Origin of the sequence: Sphingomonas sp. UYEF23 (genome assembly GCF_040546165.1) — a bacterium.
GTDB classification, from domain to species: domain Bacteria; phylum Pseudomonadota; class Alphaproteobacteria; order Sphingomonadales; family Sphingomonadaceae; genus Sphingomonas; species Sphingomonas glacialis.
In genome coordinates this window covers 137,052-155,945 of record NZ_JBEPNG010000004.1, presented here as the reverse complement: position 1 = coordinate 155,945, position 18,894 = coordinate 137,052, and the positions used below count along the sequence as shown (strand labels likewise).

The following is an 18,894-nucleotide window of genomic DNA, read 5'->3' as shown; positions in this document are numbered from 1 at the left end:
CGCGCTCGTAAAGGGAACACAGACATGCGCGTATTGATCGTCGAGGACGAACCAAGCCTGGGCCAGCAGCTCAAGGCCACGCTGGAAGGCGCCGGCTATGCAATCGACCTCGCCACCGATGGCGAGGAAGGGCATTTCATGGGCTCGACCGAGAATTACGACGCGATCATCCTCGATCTCGGCCTGCCCGAGATCGACGGGCTGACCGTGCTCGACCGCTGGCGCAAGGAAGGCCGCACCGCCCCCGTGCTCGTGCTCACCGCGCGCGACAGCTGGTCGGACAAGGTCGCCGGGCTCGATGCTGGCGCCGACGATTATGTCGCCAAGCCGTTCCAGTCGGAGGAACTGATCGCCCGCCTGCGCGCATTGATCCGCCGCGCCTCGGGCAATGCCTCGTCCGAACTGACCGCGGGCGGCGTGCGGCTCGACACGCGCTCGGGCAAGGTCACGCTCAACGGCGAGCCGGTCAAGATGACCGCGCAGGAATACAAGCTGCTCAGCTATCTGCTCCACCACAAGGGCAAGGTGGTCAGCCGCACCGAGCTGATCGAGCATATCTACGACCAGGATTTCGACCGCGATTCGAACACGATCGAAGTGTTCGTCACGCGCATCCGCAAGAAGCTCGGGCAGGACGTGATCACCACGATCCGCGGGCTCGGCTACAGCCTTGAAGACCCGGATGCCTGACCGTGGCTGAAGCCGACGCGTCCGATCTCGTAGCGCCGCCGCTGCCCGCGCTCGAGGGCGATGCGCATCCGGCGATCCCGGTGCGCACCACGGGGTCGCTCTCGCGCCGGATGATCCTGATCGCGGCGGGCTGGATCCTGCTGCTGCTCGCCGGCGGCGGGTTCGCGCTCGACCGCGTGCTGACCACCGCGATCACGCGCAATTTCGACGACCAGCTCGAATATGTGCTGACCGCCTTGATCGTCTCGGCCGAGATCGGGCCGCAGGGCGAGGTCCTGTCGAACCGCGAGCTCGCCGATCAGCGCTTCATCGAGCCAAATTCCGGCCTTTACTATCAGATCGGCGCGCCGGGCCAGGAACCATATGCGTCGCGCTCGCTGTGGGATCGGCGGCTGGCCTATGGCGGCAAGCACAACGATCTCGGCGTCCATGCCTATGACAGCAAGCAGTTCGTCGATCCCAAGGCGGAGAATCCCGAACGGCTGCGGATCGTCGAGCGCGACGTCACGCTGCCGGGGTCGAAGGTGCGCTGGCGCTTCCAGGTGGCGCAAAACCGCGACGGGCTCGACGCGCAGATCAAGGTGCTGCGCAAGACTTTGGTGCGCAGCTTCGCGTTGCTTGGCTTCGGGCTGATCGTGATGGCGGGCCTGCAGACCTTTTACGGGCTGTGGCCGCTGCGCAAGGTGCGCGAGGAGATCGCCCGGATGCGCGCCGGGAAAGCACGCCAGATCGAGCGGCCGATGCCGATCGAGGTCGCGCCGATGGTCGAAGAACTGAACGCGCTGATCGCACATAACGAGCGCCAGGCCGAGGAAGCGCGGCGTCACGCCGGCAACCTCGCGCATGCGCTCAAGACGCCGCTCACCGTCATCATGAACGCCGCGACCGCCGAGGCTAACGATCTCGGCGAGACCGTCGTGCGCGAGGCGCGGACGATGCGGCGGCAGGTCGACCACCACCTCGCCCGCGCCCGCGCGGTTGGGCGGCGCGGGTCGGCGCACAGCCGGGCGGACGTCTGGCCGAGCCTCGAATCGGTCGAGCGCGCGGTCGGCATCCTCTATCGCCACGTCCGCATCGACAGCGACGGGCCAAAGGACCTGCAAGTCCATGTCGAGCGGCAGGATCTCGACGAGATGCTCGGCAATCTGATCGAGAATGCCGCGAAGTACGGCGGCGGATCGGTGTTCGTCACCGTCTCGAAGCATTCGGGCTTCGTCGAATTCCTGATCGAGGATGACGGCGTCGGCATCCCCGAGGAACAGCGCATCCGCATCTTCGACCGCGGCGTGCGGCTCGATTCGGGCAAGCCTGGCACGGGGCTCGGCATGGCGATCGTGCGCGACGTGGCGGAGATCTACGAGGGCACGGTGTCGCTGGAAGAGAGCGAGGATCTCGGCGGGTTGCTGGTACGGTTGCGGTTGCCTGCGGCGAACTGAGTGCTGCGCTTGCCTAGCGATGAGGCAGCTGCCAGAACCGCAGCCGGGCAGTCAAATCGGGTTGGGGTGACGACGTGCGGGGATCGTTTTATTTCGCTGTAGCAGCGGCCTCCACGATGCTCGTGGCCCCCGCCTTCGCCCAGGGCTGCGTGCCGCAACGCGCGCCAGTCGCCTTGGCGCTTCCCAGCGTGTCGACCGCGGGTGAACTCGTAACACCGCCTGCCGGGATCGCGCGGCGCGGCGTGGTCGTGCTGTTCCCCGGGTCCGATGTTGCGGACATGGACGGTGCAATCGAGGGGCCGAACCACACGATCACCTCGCGGCCGATGCTTCAGGTCGCCAATCGCCTTGCGTGCGCCGGGATCGTCTCGTTCCGTTACAACAAGCGCTATGTCACCGGGCCGACGACCGTGGACCGCGCCAAGTTCGACACGTTGAACGGATCCGATCTCGCAGCCGACGGGCGCGCCGCAGTCGCATGGGTCACGGCACGCCCGGAAGCGCGCGGCCTGCCGCTCGGCCTGGTCGGGTGGAGCGAGGGCACCACGGTCGCGATGGCGGTCGCGAGCGGGGAGCCGGCGGTTCGCGCGGTGGCGCTGATGGGCCCGGTCGTCGACACGCCCGCCCATGTCGCGCAGGCGCAATATCAACGCATCGGCAAGCCCTATCTCGCGCGCTTTGCGGTCGACGGTGCGCTCGATGCCGATGCGATCGCGCGCGCCGATGCCGGCCCCGGCGGGGATCTCGCGCACATCTTCGTGCGCATGTTCCGCGGTTTTCGGCCCGGCGAACGCGTCAATCCGCTGCTCGACACCAACCGCGATGGGCGGATCAGCTTTGCCGAGGCCGATCCGATCCTGGCATCGTGGTATGCCGACGGTCCCGAGAGTGGGCTCGGGATCGCCGCGACGGCGCGCTCGCTCAAAGGGGTTGCCGACGCCTTCCCGGCGACCAATGCGCGGATCCTGCTGCTGCAGGGGTTGAACGACTCGATGATCGCGCCCGACGCGGCTCAGGCGTTTGCGCGCCGCCCCGAAGCGCGTGCGCGCGTCACGTTGATCGGCTATCCGGGGCTTGGCCATTCGCTCGGCACCGCAGCGTCGGCGCAGACCGACACGCTGTTGCCCGTCGCCCGCAAGCCGCTCGATGACATGGCGAAGTGGTTCGGTCAGGCGCTGCGGTCGTAAAGCGCCCTCGCTTCACTCGTTCCCCAATAACCCGCCGAGCAGCCCGCCGACCACCGCGCCGGCCGCACCACCGCCGACCAGGCGTCCGATCCCCGCGCCCGCTGCCGCGCCGCGCTCCTCATTCCCCGGCAGGTGTCGCGCGACTTCCTCCGCCAGATTCATGATCGGCATCGATTGCAGCCAGACCTTGCCCGGCCCGGTCAGCGTCGCGAGGAACAGGCCCTCGCCGCCGAAGAGGATGTTGCGGAAGCCGCGCACCATCTGAATGTCGGTCGAGACGGTCGGCTCCTGAATGCCGATATGCCCGGCATGGACGCGGAGGCGCTCGCCGGGGGCTAGGTCCTTCTCGATCACTTCGCCCGACAGGTCGAGGAACACGGTGCCAGGGCCAGTGACGCGCTGGAGGATGAAGCCCTCGCCCGCGAACACGCCGGCGCCGAGGCGCTGCTGGAAGGCGATGTCGAGCGACACCGAATATTCGGCGCAGAGGAAGGTCTCCTTGCGGCAGATCAAGGACTCGCCGGCGCGGAGGTTGCGCGCGATGATCTTGCCGGGGAAGCGCGGGGCGAAGGCAACGTGCGCGTTCTCGTCGGCGATATATTCGGTGATGAAGATGCTGCCGCCCGACATCGCGCGCTTGAGGCCCGCGAACAGCCCGCCGCCGGTGTGCGTGTCCATCCGGATGCCGTCGCTCATCCACGCCATCGCGTGCGTCTGGCTGACGATCCGTTCACCGCGATCGAGATCGATCGAGACGGTCTGCATTACGGTGCCGGCGATGTCGTAGCGCATGGTTGGAGAGGCCCTTGCTGTGGTGCACTGACGTAACACAGCAAGGGGAGCGATGGAATACTACGCCCCTCCCCTCGTCACCCCGGGCTTGTCCCGGGGTCCACCGGGCCGCGCACGCTCCAGCGGCATCCCGCGCATCGCGGTGGGCCCCGGCACAAGGCCGGGGTGACGGAGGGGGCCGTCCGCGCGCATGCCGAACCAAGTCCGGCGTGAGCGGCTTTACGCCGCGATGGCGACGTCCTGCATCGCTTCCGCGGTGATCGTCAGGCTGCGCTTGCGCGCTTCGTGATCGTAGATCGAACTGGCGATCATCAGCTCGTCGACGCCGGTACGGGCGACGAACGCGGCGATCTCGCGCGCGACCTTCGCGGGGCCGCCGACTGCCGAGCACGACAGGACGTGATCGAGGATCGCGGCGCCCTGCGCACCGAGGCTCTCGCGATAGCCCGCGACGGGCGGCGGAAGCTGGCGCGGGTTGCCCGTGCGCAGCGCGACGAACGCCTGGTGCTGCGAGCTCGCCAGCAATTCGCCCTGCGCATCGGTATCGGCGGCGAAGACGTTGAAGCCGGCCATGACGTGCGGCTTGGCGAGCGCGGCCGAGGGGCGGAAGGTGCGACGATAGATGTCGATCGCCGCCATCAGCGAATCGGGCGCGAAGTGCGACGCGAAGGCATAGGGCAGCCCGAGCATCGCGGCGAGCTGCGCGCCGAAGGTGCTCGAGCCGAGAATCCACAGCGAGACGTCTGCACCGGCGCCTGGGGTCGCGACGATGCCGGTCTGGCCGTCATTGGCGAAATAGCTCTGCAGCTCGACGACGTCGCGCGGGAAGGCGTTGGCGTCGGTCTCGAGATTGCGGCGCATCGCGCGCGCGACGATCTGGTCCGAGCCCGGCGCGCGGCCGAGGCCTAGGTCGATCCGGCCGGGGAACAGCGCGTCGAGCGTGCCGAACTGCTCGGCGATCGCGAGCGGGGCGTGGTTGGGCAGCATGATCCCGCCCGCGCCGACGCGGATCGTCGAGGTGGCGGCGGCGATGTGGCCGAGCACGACCGAGGTGGCGGCGCTGGCGATGCCGGTCATGCCGTGATGCTCGGCGGTCCAGTAGCGGTGGAAGCCGTGGTCTTCGGCGTGCTTTGCGAGATCCGCGGCGTTGGCGAGCGCCTGGGACACGGTGCCGCCTTCGATGACGGGGACGAGATCGAGCAGGGAATATTGGGTCATGTTAGGGATGTGGGGAGGACGGCGGTCGTTTCAAAGCCCCTCCCCTGAAGGGGAGGGGCGAAGATGCGTCTCCGCCTTGCCCCTACGTCCCCTCCCGCTTAGAGCCACCCCCATGGACCCACGCCTAGCCCATATCCGCACCTGGATCTTCGATCTCGACAACACGCTCTATCCCTCGAGCGCGCGGCTGTTCGACCAGATCGATTCGCGGATGACGGGGTATATCGCCGACAAGTTCGCGGTCGACCATGTCGAGGCGCGCCGCATCCAGAAGGGCTATTTCCACGCCCACGGCACGACGCTCGCCGGGCTGATGGCAGAGCATGACGTCGACCCGCACGCCTTTCTCGACCATGTCCACGACATCGAGATGGACGTGCTGGAGGAAAACGCCCCGCTCGCCGCGGCGATCGCCAAGCTGCCGGGGCGCAAGCTCGTCTTCACCAACGCCGACACGCCCTATGCCAGCAAGGTGCTGGCGAAGCTCGGGCTCGGCGAAAGCTTCGAGGCGATCCACGACGTCCATGCGATGGACCTGATCCCGAAGCCGCAAGCCTCGGCTTATGCCGGGCTGTGCGCGGCGTTCGATCTCGACCCGACGACCTGCCTGTTCGCCGAGGACATGGCGCGCAACCTCGCGCCCGCCAAGGCAATCGGCATGACGACGCTGTGGGTCGACAATGGCTCCGAACAGACGCCGGGCGGCGAGGACCGCTCCTTCATCGACTTCACCTGCGCCGACATCACGGCGTGGCTCCACGACCATACGGGGGATATATGAGCGACCTGCAGCAGACCATCGACGGCGCGTGGGACGCGCGCGACACAATCAGCTTCGCGACCAAGGGCGATGTGCGCGACGCGGTCGAGCAAGCGCTGCTCCAGCTCGATTCGGGCGCGATGCGCGTCGCCGAGCCGACCGGGGACGGCGGCTGGCAGGTCAATCAGTGGCTCAAAAAGGCGGTGCTGCTGTCGTTCCGGCTCAACAACAACAGCCTGGTCGAGGGCGGTGCCGGCGGCGCACCGGCGTTCGACAAGGTGCCCTCGAAGTTCGCCGGCTGGGGCGAGGCCGAGTTCCGCGCAGGTGGCTTCCGCGTCGTTCCCGGCGCGGTTGCGCGGCGCGGGAGCTTCATCGGCAAGGGCGCGATCCTGATGCCGAGCTTCGTCAACATCGGCGCCTATGTCGGTGAGGGCACGATGGTCGACACCTGGGCGACGGTCGGCAGCTGCGCGCAGATCGGCAAGGGCGTGCATCTGTCGGGCGGCGCCGGGATCGGCGGGGTGCTCGAGCCGCTGCAGGCGGACCCGGTGATCATCGGCGACGGCGCGTTCATCGGCGCGCGGGCCGAGGTGGCCGAGGGTGTGCGCGTCGGCGCAGGTGCGGTGCTGTCGATGGGGGTGTATCTCGGTGCGAGCACCAAGATCATCGACCGCGCGACCGGCGAAGTTTTCCGCGGCGAAGTGCCGCCCTATTCGGTGGTGGTGCCGGGCTCGACCGGTGGCGGCGACGGCAAGCCGGCGCTGTATTGCGCGGTGATCGTCAAGCGCGTTGATGCGCAGACGCGCTCGAAGACCAGCATCAACGAACTGCTGCGCGACTGACCCTTCTTCCCCCCTCCCGCTTGCGGGAGGGGTCGGGGGTGGGCGCGCGCTATCGACGGCAACTGTCGCTGAAAGCGCGCGCCCACCCCCAGCCCCTCCCGCTTGCGGGAGGGGAGTAGCAACGTCTCGACAACGTAACGCGCCCCGCCTAGTCCCTCCCCAAACAAGAGGATGCTTCGTCAATGACCACCACCGCTTCCAAAACGCTCGACCGTGTTCTAGTGCTCGAAATGGTCCGCGTGACCGAGGCGGCTGCGATCGCCGCGTCGACGCTCACCGGGCGCGGCGACGAAAAGGCGGCGGATGCGGCGGCGGTCGATGCGATGCGCACCGCGCTCAACTCGCTCTACATGGACGGCACCGTCGTCATCGGCGAAGGCGAGCGCGACGAGGCGCCGATGCTGTTCATCGGTGAAAAGGTCGGCTCGGCGATCGGCAAGGGCCCGAAGATCGACATCGCGCTCGATCCGCTCGAAGGCACGACGATCTGCGCCACCGCCGGGCCGAACGCGCTCGCGGTGCTCGCGATCGCCGAGGAAGGCGGGCTGCTCAACGCGCCCGACGTCTATATGGACAAGATTGCGTGCGGCCCGGGCTATCCCGAGGGGATCATCGACCTCGACAAGTCGCCGACCGAGAACGTCACCGCGCTGGCGGCTGCCAAGGGCGTCAAGCCGTCGGAGATCATCGCCTGCGTGCTAGATCGTCCGCGCCACGCCAAGATCATCGCCGAGTTGCGTGCACTTGGCTGCGGAATCATGCTGATCGGTGACGGCGACGTGGCCGGCGTGATCGCGACGACCAACCCCGACACGACGATCGACATCTATATGGGTTCGGGCGGCGCGCCTGAGGGCGTGCTCGCGTGCGCGGCGCTGCGCTGCGTCGGCGGGCAGTTCAAGGGCCGGCTGCTGTTCCGCAATGACGACGAGCGTGCGCGCGCCGCGAAGTGGGGCGTGACCGATCTCGACAAGCAATACGACCTGACCGAGCTCGCGCGCGGCGACTGCATCTTTGCGGCGACCGGCGTGACCGACGGCTCGCTGCTCGCCGGCGTGAAGCGCAAGGGGCACATCATGACGACCGAGAGCGTCGTGATGCGCGCAAGCTCGGGCACGGTGCGCTGGGTCAAGGGCGAACACCGGATCTGAGGCGCGCCTAAGCCCCAGACCCTAAACCATATCGTCACCCCGGGCTTGTCCCGGGGTCCACCGTGCCGCACACTTGCCGCGTGAGCGTTTGCGGCACGGTGGACCCCGGCACGAGGCCGGGGTGACGTTTGGGGGTTGGGTATGCGTAAAGTTGTGGCGGCGCTGGCTGCCGGTGTCGCGCTGGCCGGCCCGATCGCTGCGCGCCCGCAGGCCGCGCCCGTAGCGGCCCCTGCCCCCGCGCTCTCCCCCTACACCTACGAAGAAGTGATGGTCCCGATGCGCGACGGCGCGCGGCTCCAGACCGTGATCTTGCGCCCGCGGAACCAGACCGGGCCGCTGCCCATCCTGTTCTCGCGCACCCCCTATGGCGTGCCCGACTCCGCGCCGAAGAAGACGCCGGGCAATCAAGTCGCGCTCGACCGTGACGGCTATATCTATGTCGAGCAATCGATGCGCGGGCGCTTCAAGTCCGATGGCGTCTTCACACTGTCGACCGCGGTGCATCCCGGCGATCCGAAGCGGGTCGACGAAGCGACCGATGCCTATGACAGCATCGACTGGCTGGTGAAGAACGTCGCCCAGAACAATGGCAAGGTCGGGATGTGGGGCGTCTCCTACCCAGGCTTCGCCGCGGCGATCGCGCTGATCGGACCGCATCCCGCGCTGAAGGCGGTCAGCCCGCAGGCGGCGTGGGTGGATTACTGGCAGTCCGACGATCTTCACCGAAACGGCGCGCTACGCCTGTCGTATGCGACCGACTGGCTGGCGATGCTCCAGCTCGACAAGACGCAGGACACGTCGTTCCAATACGATCGCTACGACACGTACGACTGGTTCCTCGCCAAGGGCCCGGTCGAGCAGATCGACAAGACCGAGTTCAAGGGCAAGGTGCCGATGTTCACCGCCTTGCTCGACCATCCCAATCACGACGCCTTCTACACCGATCAGCGCTGGAGCGACCGGCTCGGCAAGACGACGGTGCCGACGCTCAACGTCGCGGGCTATTGGGATCAGGAAGATCCGTCGGGATCGTGGCAGATCTATTTCAAGCAGGCGCAGAACGATCCCGATCATCTCGCGACGATGGTCGCCGGCCCCTGGGCGCATGGCTGGTGGCAGCGGCCGACCAATGCGCTCGGGCCCATCCCGTACGGCGTGCCGAGCGGGACGCAGTTCCAGGAGCAGATCCAGGCGCCGTTCTTCGCCTATTGGCTCCACGGGACGGGCGCGAAGCCGACAACCGGCGTGAAGAGCTTCCAGAGCGGGAGCTGGACGTGGAAGAGCTACGCGGCGTGGCCGGCGGCAGGAACCAAGCCGACCGACCTGTATCTCCATGCCGACGGCTCGCTGTCCTTCACGGCGCCCGCACCGGGCGAAGCGTGCCGCGACTATGTGTCGGACCCGGCCAACCCGGTGCCGTTCCGCGCGCGGCCGATGTCGGGGACGTATCTGTCGCCCGACTGGTCGTGGTGGGAGGCGGCCGACCAGCGCTTCCTCGGCGGGCGGCCCGACGTGCTGAGCTACACCAGCGCGCCGCTCGAGAAGGATCTGACGGTTACGGGGCATGTCTTCGCGCAGCTTGCCGCCTCGACCAGTGGGACCGACAGCGACTTCGTCGTCAAGCTAATCGACGTCTATCCCGACAACCAAGTGCAGAACGCCGAATCGCCCAAGCCCGGCGACTATGCCAAGTCGCTCAACGGCTATCAGCTCCCGATCGCGATGGATGTCCGGCGGGGGCGTTTCCTTGCGAGCGACACGAACCCGCAGCCGTTGGTGCCGGGCAAGGTGACGCGCTGGGAAGTGGCGCTGCGCGAGCACGACCATGTGTTCTTGAAGGGCCACCGGCTGATGGTGCAGGTTCAGTCGAGCTGGTTCCCGGTGATCGACCGCAACCCGCAGCGCTTCGTACCCAATATCGCGCGGGCGAGGCCGGGGGATTTCGTCAAGGCGACGCAGCGTGTTTGCGCCGGCTCGAAGATCGTGCTGCCGGTAATGCCCTAAATCCCTCTCTCGTCGGGAGAGGGTGGCCGAGCGCTGCGAGGTCGGGTGAGTACAGCGCACGCCGCCGGACCGCACTTGCCCTTACCCTTCCCAAGCCCTGCGGGCGCGGGCCCCTTCCCTCTCCCACAAGGAGAGGGAGATCGGGTCAGTTCTTCATTCGCCAGCCGGTCTTGAAGATCCACGAGATGACGCCGAGACACGCGACCAGGAAGAGCGCGGTCACGCCCAGGCTCAACCCCACCGACACGTCGCCCTTGTCGAAGAACGCCCAGCGGAAGCCGCTCACCAGATACACCACCGGGTTGAACAGGCTCACCGTCCGCCACGGCTGCGGCAGCATGTCGATCGAATAGAAGGCCCCGCCGAGGAAGGTCAGCGGCGTGATCAGCAGCGCGGGGATGAAATTCAGCTGCTCGAAGCCGTTCGCCCACACGCCGATGATGAAACCAAGCAGACTGAAGGTGACGCTCGTCAGCACAAGGAAGGCGAGCATCGCGACCGGATGGACGATGCTGAGCGGCACGAACAGCGAAGCCGTCGCGAGGATGATCAGCCCAAGCACGATCGACTTGGTCGCCGCCGCGCCGACATAGCCGATCACCATCTCCATCGCCGACACGGGAGCCGAGAGCAGCTCGTAAACGGTGCCGGTGAATTTGGGGAAATAGATGCCGATCGAGGCGTTCGAGATGCTCTGCGTCAGCAGCGAGAGCATGATCAGGCCGGGCACGATGAAGCTGCCATAGCCGACCCCGCCGACCGTGCTGATCTTCGACCCGATCGCCCCGCCGAACACGACGAAATAGAGCGAGGTGGTGATCACCGGCGTGACGAGGCTTTGCCACAAGGTACGCAGCGCGCGCGCCATCTCGAAGCGATAGATCGCCCAGATGCCGTGGAAATTGACCGCGGGGGCCTTGGTTGCGGCGTGCGTGCTCATGCAGCGATCCTCCCTATTTCCGTTCGTGCTGAGCCTGTCGAAGCACTGCTCACCACGAGCGCACCGTCCGTTGAGAGCAGCCCTTCGATAGGCTCAGGGCGAACGGGTGGAAGAGATGCCCAGGCGCTCATGCCGCGTCCTTCTGTTCGACGAGGTCGACGAAAATGTCTTCGAGCGAGCTCTTGTGCGTCTCGAGATCGCGATAGCCGATGCCGAGCGTGCCGAGCTTCGCGAGCAACCCCGGAATGTCCTCATTCTCCGAATCGAAGGTGTAGAGCAACGTCGCGCCCTCATCCTCCAGTGCGAGGTTCCATGCCGCGAGATCGGCGGGCACCGCGGTCATCGGCGCCTGCAGCGCGATCAGCATCCGCCGCTTGCCGAGCTTCTTCATCAGCGCGGCCTTCTGTTCGACCAAGATGATCCGCCCCTTATCGATCACGCCGACGCGGTCGGCCATCTCCTCGGCCTCCTCGATGTAATGCGTCGTCAGGACGATTGTCGTGCCGGCGGCGCGGAGCTTGTGGACGAGCTTCCACATATCGCGGCGCAAAGCCACGTCGACGCCCGCGGTCGGCTCGTCGAGGAACAGGATCTCGGGTTCGTGGCTGAGCGCCTTGGCGATCAGCACGCGGCGCTTCATGCCGCCCGACAGCTCGCGGATCTTGGCGTCGCGCTTGTCCCAGAGCGACAGGTCGCGCAGCACTTGCTCGATATGCGCGTCGTCAGGGGCCTTGCCGAACAGGCGGCGGCTGAACTTGACCGTGGCGAGCACGGTCTCGAACATGTCGACCGACAGTTCCTGTGGCACGAGGCCGATCGCGCGGCGCGCGCTGCGGAAATCCGTCTGCGCGTCATGGCCAAGCACCATCACGGTCCCCGTGCTGGGCGTGACGATCCCGCAAATGATCGAGATCAGCGTCGTCTTGCCCGCGCCGTTGGGCCCGAGCAACGCGAAGATCTCGCCGCGCGCGATGTCGAGATCGACCGGCTCGAGCGCGCGATGTCCCGAGGCGTAGGTCTTCGACACGCCCGCGATCGATAGAATGGTGTCCATGCTGCCCCCGATTGTTGTCGCGCAGATAGGGCGGTAGCGGGGAGATAACAACCGCTCGGTATGAAAGTCGCGATGCCTATCGCGCCGTCACCCCGGCCTCGTGCCGGGGTCCACTGTGCCGCGCGAACTGCCGCCGGACCGCGCGCCGCACGGTGGACCCCGGCACAAGGCCGGGGTGACGGGTGTTACTTGAGCCCAGCCGCGCGCGCTTCGGCGACCGCCTTTTGCAAGTCCTCGAGCGGGAGCGCGGAGGAAACCACCTTGGTGCCGATCACCCAGCTCGGCGTGCCGGTCATGCCGAGCGCGCGTGCGATCGTTGCGTTCGAAGTGATCTCCTGCTCGGCGCGCGGCGCATAGGCCGCGGCGCGCGCGGCATCGACGCCCGCGGTCTTCGCCGCCGCGGCGATGCTCTGCGTGCTGACCGGGCCGCCGGCATAGAGTGCGTCGTGGAACGCCTGGAACTTGCCCTGCTCGGCCGCCGCCAAGCTCATCCGCGCGGCATCGATGCTGCTTTGCGCGAGGATCGGGAAGTCGCGATAGACGATGCGGATCTTGGGGTCGCTCTTGAGCAATGCCGCGATGGTCGGCAGGCTGGCGCGGCAATAGCCGCAATTGTAATCGAAATATTCGACCACGGTGACATTCGGGTTGGTGCTCCCCGCCCAGGCGCTGCCGACCGGCGTGTAGATCGCGCTGCGGTTCGCCGCGATCGTCTCGGCATGGCCACGGTCGCGCAGCGCGTCCATCGCGGCAGGAAGGATCTCGGGATGCGCCATCAGATAATCGTGCACCACGCCTTCGACGCGTGCGCGCTCCCCCCCGCTCGCCGGAATCAGCCGTTCCAGGCTGGCAAAACCGGCCGCGCCGATCAACCCCGCGACGAGCGCGAGGGTTAGGGAATTCCAGGCCGGGCGCATCAGCGTTTCTTCTTATATTTCTTCGGGTTGTCGTCGATTTCGTTCTGCGCAGCGAGCGCGATGTCCTGCGCGCGGATCCAGTCGACGCTGTTGGGGGCGAGCCCCTGCATCGCGCCGCGCGCGCTATACGCGGCGAGCGGGACGTTGCCCGTCAGGCTCGCTTGCTCGGCGCTCGCCAGCATCGCGCGCGGCTGGTCGCCCATCGCCTCGTACACCGTGCCGAGCTGATACCAGGCGAAGGGATTTTCGTCGTCGCGCGCCACTGCCTGGCGCAGCACCTTGATCGCCTCGGGGTAATTCGCCTTGTCCTCGGTCGCGATCAGCGCGTGGCCGAAGGTCGTCGCGATCAGCGGCGCGTTGCGCGACAGCTCGGTCGCCTCGCGCAACGGGGCCAGCGCCTGGAGCGGCTTGCCTGCCTCGAGCAGGATCTGGCCCTGGATCTCGAGGAAATACGGATCATGCGGCGCGGCCTTGATCAGCGCGGCGGCCTCGGCATCGGCTTTCTCGGGGTACGCCGATTTGTGCCAGGCATAGGCGCGGGCATAGTGCGCATAGAGGCTCTGATCCTCGTCGGGATAGGTGTTGAGCGTGGTCTTGGGGTCGGCAACATAGCCGAGCAGCTTGGCCTTGATGCGCTTGAACTGTTCCTCGAGCGCCTGGTCGGGCTTCTTGCCATAGGCCGGCGAGGCGATGACGTCGGCAGTCAGGCTGGCGATGCGCTCGCCCGACAGCGGGTGGCTCTGCGCGAACGGATCGATGTTCTTCAGGCCGTACGCATATTCCTCGTTCTGCAGCTTCTTGAAGAAGGTCAGCATGCCCTTGCCGGTGACGCCGGCCTCGCGCAGGAATTTCGCGCCGGTGGCGTCGGCCGTCGATTCCTGGACGCGGCTGAACGCGAGGAACTTGCCCTGCGCCGCGGTCGTGCCCGCCGAGAGGATCCCCGCCCCCGCCTCGGGCGCGCCCGCGGCGATCGCCGCGACACCGAGCACCATACTGAGGATCGAGACGCCGAGCGCGGGCTTGATGCCCGCGTCCATCAGCACGACGTGCCCGTCGGCGACATGCCCGAGCTCGTGCGCGATCACGCCCTGGACTTGGTTGGCATTGTCGGCGGCCTGGATCAGCCCCGAATGGACATAGACCGTCTGCCCGCCCGCGGTGAAGGCGTTGATCGAATCGTCGTTGATCAGGACGACCTTGACGTTCCTCGGCGAGAGCCCCGCCGCCAGGATCAGCGGACGCGACATGTCGTTGAACATCGCTTCGGTCTCGGCATCGCGCAGGATCGATTGCGCTGCCGCCGGTTGCGCCCAGGCGAGGAGGGAGAGCGCGCACGCCGCGAAGAGTCGCTTCATCCGCCCCGTATCGCCGAGATTGGCGGCCGGGGCAACGCCCATGCGGCGCTACGCCAGGCCGAACGGGACGACGTGATTGCCCGCCCCATGGCCAATTTTGGCGCGCCCGAGATAGCGCACCCCCATCTCGCCGCACCAGCGCGCGATCATCGTCTCTAGGCTTTCGCCCCACGGCGGTTCGTTGGCCTGGATATCGGTGACGTTGCCGAGCCGCACGCCCGCCAGCCCCTTCAACTGCGTCGCGTGCGCCATCGTGAAGAGCATCCGGTCGATGCGGTAGAGCGGTTCGGACACTTCCTCGATCAGCAGCACGTGATCGGTGAGATCGGGCAGCCACGGCGTGCCGATCAACGCTGTCAGGATCGCGAGGTTGAACGCGGCAGCGGGGTGTCCGTCGAGCCCGGGTTCGAGCACCGCGCGGTCCTTGGTGGCGAGCCAGCGCAAGCCCCGCGCGAAGGCAAAACCGCCATCGCTGCGCCGCGCATCGAGAATCATCGGGCCGTGCGCCGGCCGCCCGATCTTGGCGGCATAGAGCGCGCCGAGCAGGAACCCCATGTCGGAGAAACCGAGATAGGTCTTCCGCCGCGCGGCCTCGCCGAGCAGCGGCATGACGGTGTGGAGGATGCGGTTCGAGCCATAGCCGCCGCGCGCGAACCAGATCGCGTCGAACGCAGGATCGTTGGCGATTTCGAGGAACGCCGCCGCGCGCGCCGCGTCGGGGCCGGCGAAATGGCCGTCGGACAGGAAGCATTGCGGATGGAAGACGAGATCGACCGAAGGCATCGCCACCGCCGCAAGGCCGAGCGCCCGCGCCGCCAGCGCTTCGTCGATCCCCTTGGCGGGTGCCACGATCCCAATTCGCATGTTCATCTCCGTTGCACTCCGTCGCTGCCCGCGATAGCCCGCTGCGATGAACAACGGCAAACCCTACTTTTTCGTCGGCATCGGCGGCAGCGGCATGATGCCGCTCGCGATGATCCTCGCCGGGCGCGGCGCGACCGTCGCGGGGTCGGACCGCACGCTTGATCGCGGTGCGCTGCCCGCCAAGTTCGCCGACCTTGCCGCCAAGGGCGTGACGCTGTTCCCGCAGGACGGCTCGGGCGTGACGTCGGCCGAGCAGATCGTCGTCGCTTCGGCCGCAGTTGAACCCACCGTTGCCGACATCGTTGCGGCCGAGCGCGTCGGCGCACAGCGGCTCAGCCGGCCCGAGCTGCTCGCATCGCTGTTCAATGCGAGCGCGCTGCCGATCGGCGTTGCGGGGACCAGCGGCAAGTCGACCGTAACGGGGATGATCGGCTGGATCCTCCACGCCTGTGGCCGCGACCCGACCGTGATGAACGGCGCGGTGATGAAGAATTTCGTCGCGCCCGACGCGCCGTTTGCGAGCGCGCTGGTCGGCGCGGGCGACGCGTTCGTCAGCGAAGTCGACGAGAGCGACGGCTCGATCGCGCTCTATGCGCCAAAGATCGCGGTGCTCAACAATGTCAGCCTCGACCATAAATCGCTCGAGGAACTGCGGGAATTGTTCGGCGACTTCATCAGCAAGGCCACGACGGCGGTCATCAACATCGACAACGCCGATGGCGCCGCGCTCGCGGATGCGCTTCCGCCCGATCGCTTGATGACCGTTGCGATCGATCACGAAGCCGACATTGTGTGCATCGACATCGATGAGCGACCATATTCAGTTCTGTTTACCGTGACTGACGGTGACGTTGTGATGGATGTGACGTTGCAAGTCCCTGGCCGCCACAACGTCTCCAATGCGTTGTCCGCGATTGGGGCGGCTGTAGCTGCGGGCATATCGTTCCCCGAGGCGGCGCGCGCCATTGAGGGTTTTATTGGCCTCAAGCGCCGTTTCGAGCTGGTCGGAGAGGCCGCCGGCGTCACCGTGCTCGACGATTTCGGGCACAACCCCGACAAGATCGCCGCGACGCTCGCCACGCTCCACGCCTTTCCCGGACGGCTGCTCGTGCTGTTCCAGCCGCACGGCTACGGGCCGCTCAAGGTGATGCGCAGCGAGCTGGTCGCGATGTTCCGGGACGCGCTCGGCGGCGACGACCTGCTGGTCCTGCCCGACCCGGTATACCAGGGCGGCACCGTCGCGCGCGCGGTGACCAGCGCCGACATCGTCGCCGAGATCGGCGCGCAGGCGCACCACATCGCCGATCGCGCCGATGCCGCCGCGTGGGTCGTCGCGCAGGCGCGACCCGGCGACCGGATCGTGGTAATGGGGGCGCGCGACGATACGCTGAGCCAGCTTGCTGCCGACATGTTGCCACAGATTGCCGCTAGACTGCGCTGACCTACAAGGAGCCGCCTTATGTTTCGCCGCCTGTTCCTCGATCACCCCGCCTCGGTCGGCGAGACCTTTGGCGAGCATTTCGTCGTCGCCTCGCGCTTTGGCCTGACGATGATCGGCGGCGGGCTGGCCGGGGTGGTGCACGCCTTCCTGCCCTTCGCGTTCAAGACCACCGGCAGCCGCACAGTGATGCGGTTGAACGCGCAGATCGTGGCGAAGCGCGCGGCGGCGAGCGCGGATGAATTGCAGCGCCGCACCGTCGAATATGTGATCTGACCCCTTAATCCTCCCCGGCACGGGGAGGGGGACCGCTCGGCTTCTTCAGCCGAGGGGTGGAGGGGGCGTGCCACGTGCGCTGCGCCCGTTGCCAGCCCCCTCCACCGTTCGCTGAATGCTCACGGTCCCCCTCCCCGAGCCGGGGAGGAACTACATTCCCGAACGCGCGCTTCCCCGCTACAGCGTCGCAATGCTCCGCATCACCGAACTCAAGCTCCCGCTCCATCACGCCGACGAGGAACTGCCCGCCGCGATCCGCAATCGCTTGCGGATCACCCCGCGCGATCTCGTCCGGTTCTCGATCGCGCGGCGTGCGCACGACGCGCGGATCAAGAGCGACATCCAGCTCGTCTATTCGGTCGACGTCACGCTGCGCAACGAAGCCCCCGTGCTCGCGCGCTTCAAGAAGGACCGCCACGTCCAGCCGACGCCAAACACGGCGTACAAATTCGTCGCCCAGGCCCCCGCGGATTATAGCGGCCCGCGCCCGGTCGTCATCGGCACCGGCCCGTGCGGCCTGTTCGCCGGGCTGATCCTCGCGCAGATGGGCTACAAGCCGATCATCGTCGATCGCGGCAAGGTCGTGCGCGAACGCACCAAGGACACTTGGGGGCTGTGGCGCAAGAGCGTCCTCAACCCCGAATCTAACGTCCAGTTCGGCGAGGGCGGCGCGGGGACCTTCTCCGACGGCAAGCTCTACAGCCGGATCAAGGACCCGCGGCATCTCGATCGCAAGGTGCTGATCGAATTCGTCAAGGCGGGCGCGCCGCCTGAGATCCTGACCGAGGCGCACCCGCATATCGGCACCTTCCGCCTCGTCACGATGGTCGAGAGCATGCGCGCGACGATCGAAGCGCTCGGCGGCGAATATCGCTTCGAGACGCGTGTCGACGGGATCGACGTCGCGACGGCAGCCGACGGCACGCGCAAGGTGCGCGGGCTGCATCTGCACACCGGGGATTATCTCGAGGCCGAACAGGTCGTGCTCGCGGTTGGCCACAGCGCGCGCGATACCTTCGCGATGCTCCACGCCGAGGGTGTCTATCTCGAGGCCAAGCCCTTCTCGATCGGCGTCCGCATCGAGCATCCGCAATCGTGGATCGACGATGCGCGCTTCGGCCCCAATGCCGGCAACCCGATCCTCGGCGCGGCCGATTACGCGCTGTCGCACCACGCCAAGAACGGCCGCACCGCCTACAGCTTCTGCATGTGCCCGGGCGGAACGGTGGTGGCGGCGACCTCGGAGGAAGGCCGCGTCGCGACCAACGGCATGAGCCAATATTCGCGCAACGAGCGCAACGCCAATTCGGGGCTCGTCGTCGGGATCGACCCGGCGCGCGATTATCCCGGCGATCCGCTCGCCGGCATCGCGCTGCAGCGCCATTGGGAATCGCGCGCCTTCGTCGCGGGCGGATCGACCTATGCCGCGCCGGCGCAATTGCTCGGCGATTTCCTTGCCGGACGCGCCTCGACCAAGCTCGCCAGCGTCGTGCCGTCGTACAAGCCCGGCGTCCACATGACCGATCTCGCGGAATGCCTGCCCGAGTTCGCGGTGACCGCGATGCGCGAGGCGCTCGTCCAGTTCGGCCGCGAGATCCCAGGCTACGATCATCCCGACGCGGTGCTGACCGGCGTCGAGACGCGCACCTCCTCGCCGCTCCGCATCACGCGCGGCGACGATTTCCAGAGCCTCAACACTGCCGGGCTGTTCCCGGCGGGCGAAGGCGCTGGGTACGCCGGGGGGATTTTGTCGGCTGCAGTCGATGGGATCAAGGTGGCGGAGGCGGTCGCGCGGGCGATGGGCGGGTAAGTTTGGGCTGTTTCGCCCTCCATTGGTCACCCCGGGCTCGTCCCAGGGTCCACCGTGCCGCGCGAGCGGTCGCTGTAGTACGCGCATCCCGGTAGACCCCGGCACAAGGCCGGGGTGACGGAGAGGCACACCCGCAACACAAACCGGGTGGAAAGCTCGC

At 67.3% G+C, this 18,894-nt stretch carries 17 protein-coding genes; 10 read left to right on the top strand and 7 right to left on the bottom strand.

Annotated features, from left to right (window positions below; translation table 11 throughout):
* The first annotated feature begins 24 nt into the window (after positions 1-24).
* The 3 genes from ABIB28_RS09625 to ABIB28_RS09615 all read left to right on the top strand — a co-directional run bounded on the left by ABIB28_RS09625 (position 25) and on the right by ABIB28_RS09615 (position 3,313).
* A complete protein-coding gene (locus ABIB28_RS09625) occupies positions 25-690 on the top strand; it encodes a response regulator transcription factor (RefSeq protein ID WP_010183547.1) in 666 nt (221 codons plus the stop codon).
* Between the two features lie 110 nt (positions 691-800).
* Positions 801-2,126, top strand: coding sequence for a sensor histidine kinase (locus ABIB28_RS09620; protein WP_416194524.1), 1,326 nt, complete (start codon positions 801-803; stop codon positions 2,124-2,126).
* Between the two features lie 116 nt (positions 2,127-2,242).
* Entirely contained in the window at positions 2,243-3,313 is a 1,071-nt protein-coding gene (locus ABIB28_RS09615; protein ID WP_354287970.1) for a serine aminopeptidase domain-containing protein, read from the top strand.
* 12 nt (positions 3,314-3,325) lie between these two features.
* Here ABIB28_RS09615 and ABIB28_RS09610 read toward each other — a convergent pair whose 3' ends face one another.
* Positions 3,326-4,105 carry a TIGR00266 family protein gene (locus ABIB28_RS09610; protein WP_354287969.1) on the bottom strand — a complete coding sequence of 260 codons (780 nt, stop codon included), beginning with the start codon at positions 4,103-4,105 and terminating at the stop codon, positions 3,326-3,328.
* Positions 4,106-4,324: 219 nt separating this feature from the next.
* Entirely contained in the window at positions 4,325-5,323 is a 999-nt protein-coding gene (locus ABIB28_RS09605; protein ID WP_354287968.1) for an LLM class flavin-dependent oxidoreductase, read from the bottom strand.
* A 112-nt stretch (positions 5,324-5,435) separates the two neighbouring features.
* On the opposite strand from ABIB28_RS09605, the gene ABIB28_RS09600 reads away from it, so the two are divergent.
* From ABIB28_RS09600 to ABIB28_RS09585, 4 genes are all read left to right on the top strand, one after another.
* Positions 5,436-6,104, top strand: coding sequence for a pyrimidine 5'-nucleotidase (locus ABIB28_RS09600; RefSeq protein WP_189675788.1), 669 nt, complete (start codon positions 5,436-5,438; stop codon positions 6,102-6,104).
* Entirely contained in the window at positions 6,101-6,925 is an 825-nt protein-coding gene (dapD, locus tag ABIB28_RS09595; protein ID WP_354287967.1) for a 2,3,4,5-tetrahydropyridine-2,6-dicarboxylate N-succinyltransferase, read from the top strand. Before ABIB28_RS09600 ends, dapD begins: the two co-directional genes overlap by 4 nt.
* Positions 6,926-7,107: 182 nt before the next feature.
* Positions 7,108-8,076, top strand: a complete 969-nt coding sequence (gene glpX, locus ABIB28_RS09590; RefSeq protein WP_133186552.1) for a class II fructose-bisphosphatase — start codon at positions 7,108-7,110, stop codon at positions 8,074-8,076.
* A gap of 141 nt (positions 8,077-8,217) precedes the next feature.
* Positions 8,218-10,080 (top strand): CocE/NonD family hydrolase, encoded by a 1,863-nt coding sequence (locus ABIB28_RS09585; RefSeq protein WP_354287966.1) that lies wholly within the window; start codon positions 8,218-8,220, stop codon positions 10,078-10,080.
* 145 nt (positions 10,081-10,225) lie between these two features.
* On the opposite strand, the gene ABIB28_RS09580 is transcribed toward ABIB28_RS09585, so the two are convergent.
* The 5 genes from ABIB28_RS09580 to ABIB28_RS09560 form a co-directional block, all read right to left on the bottom strand.
* Complete coding sequence (locus ABIB28_RS09580; protein WP_354287965.1) at positions 10,226-11,020, bottom strand: ABC transporter permease; 795 nt, start codon at positions 11,018-11,020, stop codon at positions 10,226-10,228.
* Between the two features lie 127 nt (positions 11,021-11,147).
* Complete coding sequence (locus ABIB28_RS09575) at positions 11,148-12,074, bottom strand: ABC transporter ATP-binding protein (protein ID WP_354287964.1); 927 nt, start codon at positions 12,072-12,074, stop codon at positions 11,148-11,150.
* 185 nt (positions 12,075-12,259) lie between these two features.
* Positions 12,260-12,991 carry a DsbA family protein gene (locus ABIB28_RS09570; protein ID WP_354287963.1) on the bottom strand — a complete coding sequence of 244 codons (732 nt, stop codon included), beginning with the start codon at positions 12,989-12,991 and terminating at the stop codon, positions 12,260-12,262.
* Positions 12,991-14,346 (bottom strand): M48 family metalloprotease, encoded by a 1,356-nt coding sequence (locus tag ABIB28_RS09565; protein WP_354287962.1) that lies wholly within the window; start codon positions 14,344-14,346, stop codon positions 12,991-12,993. The genes ABIB28_RS09570 and ABIB28_RS09565 overlap by 1 nt, the downstream gene beginning before the upstream one ends.
* Before the next feature lie 48 nt (positions 14,347-14,394).
* On the bottom strand, positions 14,395-15,210 hold the full coding sequence (locus ABIB28_RS09560; RefSeq protein ID WP_354287961.1) for an LD-carboxypeptidase: 816 nt from the start codon (positions 15,208-15,210) through the stop codon (positions 14,395-14,397).
* A gap of 46 nt (positions 15,211-15,256) precedes the next feature.
* Between ABIB28_RS09560 and ABIB28_RS09555 the strand changes: the two genes are divergently transcribed.
* The 3 genes from ABIB28_RS09555 (at position 15,257) to ABIB28_RS09545 (ending at position 18,734) form a co-directional block, all read left to right on the top strand.
* Positions 15,257-16,651 (top strand): UDP-N-acetylmuramate--L-alanine ligase, encoded by a 1,395-nt coding sequence (locus tag ABIB28_RS09555; protein ID WP_354287960.1) that lies wholly within the window; start codon positions 15,257-15,259, stop codon positions 16,649-16,651.
* An 18-nt stretch (positions 16,652-16,669) separates the two neighbouring features.
* Positions 16,670-16,924, top strand: coding sequence for a DUF6356 family protein (locus tag ABIB28_RS09550; RefSeq protein WP_332792487.1), 255 nt, complete (start codon positions 16,670-16,672; stop codon positions 16,922-16,924).
* 190 nt (positions 16,925-17,114) lie between these two features.
* Entirely contained in the window at positions 17,115-18,734 is a 1,620-nt protein-coding gene (locus ABIB28_RS09545; RefSeq protein ID WP_354288098.1) for an NAD(P)/FAD-dependent oxidoreductase, read from the top strand.
* Positions 18,735-18,894 lie beyond the last annotated feature (160 nt).